The sequence below is a fragment of the Lysobacter enzymogenes genome, assembly GCF_017168095.1.
Classification (GTDB): Bacteria; Pseudomonadota; Gammaproteobacteria; order Xanthomonadales; family Xanthomonadaceae; genus Lysobacter; species Lysobacter enzymogenes_D.
In genome coordinates, this window is record NZ_LXSD01000040.1 from 1 (window position 1) to 3,234 (window position 3,234).

Genomic DNA, 3,234 nt, shown 5'->3' on the forward strand with positions numbered 1-3,234 from the left:
CGCGGCGCGCCCGCCCGCGCGGGCCGCGGCCGGCGCGGCGAACAGGCCTTCCAGTTCGTCATGCAGCAGGTATTCGAGATTCTCGTCCATCGCGAACTCCGGTCTTACACGTGATGCGATACGCAATGAGGGCGCCGATCAGGCCGACGATGCCGTTGCAGATGCGAACACCGTCACCACCGAATCGGGCGCCTTATAGCCGTTGACCGTCACCTGGAGCGTCGTCGGCGCCGCCGCCAGCGGCGACGGCGGGCCGACGGTGACGCTCCAGTAGGCGCCGGAAACGGTGTCGATCAGCGTCTGCAACTGCACGGCGACCTGATCGGCATCGGGGATCTCCACCGCCTCGATGTCCGCGCCGGCAGGCGCCTGTCGGCCCGCGGCGGGCGAAAGCGGCATCAGGCTGTAGGCCATCAACAACACGCAGCGCAGGTATTCGGCGCGGCTGTCGGTGTGCTCCACGCCCTGGCCGTCGCAGCCGAGCAGGTAGCTGCGCCAGTTGGCGAACAAGGACAGCACCCGCGTCGCCGCATCGAACCAGATCGCGCGCGACGTGCTGAGGCCGATCATCGCCTCCAGCAGCACGCCGAAGCAGTCCCTCCATTCGTTGGCGTCGCGCGCGCCGTAGATCGGCGCCATGGCCTTGCCGAGCAGCGTCGGCAGCGCCGCGCCGACCTGGTCCATGAAGTCGACGCCGTCCCTGCAGGTTCGGCTCAGCTCCAGCAGCGCCTGCACGTCGCTGCGATCGAGCGAGCGCACGCCTGCGTACATCACCCGGTCGCTCAGTTCCTGGATCGCATTGGTGTCGATGTAGCCCTGCAGATGGCGCAGGCCGCGGTTGAGGCGGTAGCTCTCGCTGGAATCGAACAGGCCCGAGGCGCCGGTGATCGCGTTGCTGCCCAGGTTGGTGTCGAAGGCCACGTAGGGATAGCGCGCGCCGACGTAGCTGCGGTAGTAGTAGGCGTGGCCGAGCCGGAACACCATCGGCCGGTCGCCCTGGGCCAGCACCTGGTAGTAGTTCTCGCCCTTCTCGCCAGGCAGCGCCGGCGTCTTCGGCACCGTGTCGAAGGCCTCGCTGATCGCCATCATGTTGCGCTTGCCGGTGTAGGCCACCAGTTGCCGCGTGCGCGCGCTGTTGCCGTCGTAGCGGCGCAGCGTCAGGCCGTCGATGGTCAGCGAATCGTTGCGGAACAATTCGTCGAACAGGCCCGAGACGTGCTCGCCGGGCAGGCGCGGCGCGTCCGGCGTGCCGTCGGTGCCGCGCCAGTGCTCGGCCTCGCGGCTGCGCGCGGCGTCGATGCCGGTCAGCACGTAGCGCCAGAACGCGCGATAGAACGACGCCGACAGCGGCGCGCCCAGATAGGTCAGGGCGTAGCCGATCGCCGAACGGTTGTCCATCGCCACGCCCATGCCTTCGCCGCAGTGGATGTGGTTGCTGAACTTCAGCGCCAGCTTGAGCGGATAGCTCGGCGGCGAGGTCTGCGCGCCGAAACGCGCGGTCAGCTCGGCGCGGTTGCTGTTGAGGAATTCGAAGTAGGTCAGATACGCGCCAACCTTGTTCTCGGCGCCGAGCAGGTCGAAGCCGACCACGTTGCGCAGATCCGGATCGGCCAGGCAGGCCTTGAGCTTGTCGAGGTCGGCGAGGAATTTCTCGTCGCTGCTGTAGACGTGCGAGCTGTGCAGCAGCAACTTGTAATGGGTATCGCGGGCGTTGTTGTAGGTTTCCACGCAGGCATCGTGCAGCCCGGCCTCGTCCGGCCCCAGCGCCAGCTGGGCGTTGGTCACGCCTTGCTGCTGCAGGTACATCAGGGTCGTGTAGATCAGCCGCCGGACCGGATCGGAATCCTTCTGCTCGACCGCCAGCTGCTTGAGCGCGAACGAACGGGCGAAGTAGGCGTCGTCGAACGGGGTGTACTTGCTGGCGCTGTAGAACTTGGCGTTGAAGTGCTCCAGCATCGGCAGCATCGCTTCGATCTCGTCGCCGGCTTCCTTCGGCGCGCCGCGCTCGCGCCAGGCCAGCTGCAGCTGCTCCAGGCGCGCGCGCACGCCGGCGTACAGCGCCGGGTCGGTCGCCGCCAGGTCGAAGCAGGCGCTCAGCTTGAGCCGGTCGGCCAGCCACACCGCGGCGATGTAGATGTTCTCGCCGACGCATTCGCCGCGCTGGTAGGCTTGGCGGTCGCGCGGCTGCTGCGCGACCGCCTGCAGCGGATTGCGCTCTTCCATCAGCCGCAGCGCCTTGAGCAGCAGCGAGACGGTGCCGCGGCGCTGCCAGCCCGGCGCGAGCCGGCCCGCGTCAAGCCCGTACAGCCCCACCAGCGACAGCGGCTGGTCGGCGGCGACGACCGGGCCTTTGCCGGCCGGGTCGAACTGCACGCCCGAGATCGCGTCGCCTTTCACCGGCAGGATGCCGTTGAAATGGCTGTGGTATTCGAAGCGATAGGCGCTGGCGCTCAGGTGCGGGATGCTGAAGTAGGCCACGTCGGGATTCCTCGGATTTCGGCCGCGCGCGACGGCGCACGCCGAGCAGGCGGGTGCGCGCTACGACGGAAAAGGGAGCCGGCGCGGGTTCGGCGCGCCGGCGCGGTTTACGGACTGCCGCCGCTGTTCTGCAGCACGGAGGCGTACTTGGCGATGCTCTGGTCGATGCTGTCGATCGCGAACTTGGCCGACTCGGCCTCCATCGCGCCGGCGCCGGCCGCGACCGCGGCGGCCACCGCCATGAACACGTCGGTGGCGAGGATGCCGAGCGCGTCCTCGGCCGCCTTCTTGGGCTGGTCGGCGACGATGTCCTCGGTCATCTGCTTCATCAGCACGCCCTGGCTGGCCAGCGCGATCTTGGTGACGCCGTCGAAGTAGACCGCGGCCGACTGCGCCACCAGGCCGGCGGCCTGGCTGATCAGCATGTCGGCGGTGGTGGCGATCTGCGCCGGCGCGTAGGACGCGGTCTCGGCGTTGCTGAACTGCACCGCCTGCACGATCTGCTGGTTCAAGGCGCCGGTCGCCGGCGCGGCCGCGGCGTTGCGCGCGACGGCGAGCGCGCGCGCGGCGGCGAGCGGGGATTTCGGCGTGCTGTTGTTGGCGCTGTTGTCGGTGCCGTTGCCGCTTGCGCCGCTGCCACCCGAACCGCTGCCGCCGGCGCCCGTACCGCCACCACTGCCGCCGCCGCTGCCCGCGCCGCCACCCGCACCGTTGCCGCCCGCGCCGCTGGCCGGATTCTGTCCGGCGCCGGCGGCG

2 protein-coding genes are annotated in these 3,234 nt (G+C 69.4%); both read right to left on the minus strand.

Annotated elements, in window-relative coordinates:
* Positions 1 to 138: 138 nt before the first annotated feature.
* Positions 139 to 2,478: a hypothetical protein gene (locus A7A76_RS01240; RefSeq protein ID WP_206409487.1), complete on the minus strand. Its 2,340-nt coding sequence runs from the start codon at positions 2,476 to 2,478 to the stop codon at positions 139 to 141.
* A 107-nt stretch (positions 2,479 to 2,585) separates the two neighbouring features.
* Positions 2,586 to 3,234: hypothetical protein (locus tag A7A76_RS25490; protein WP_241200659.1), on the minus strand; the 649-nt coding region annotated here is incomplete at its 5' end.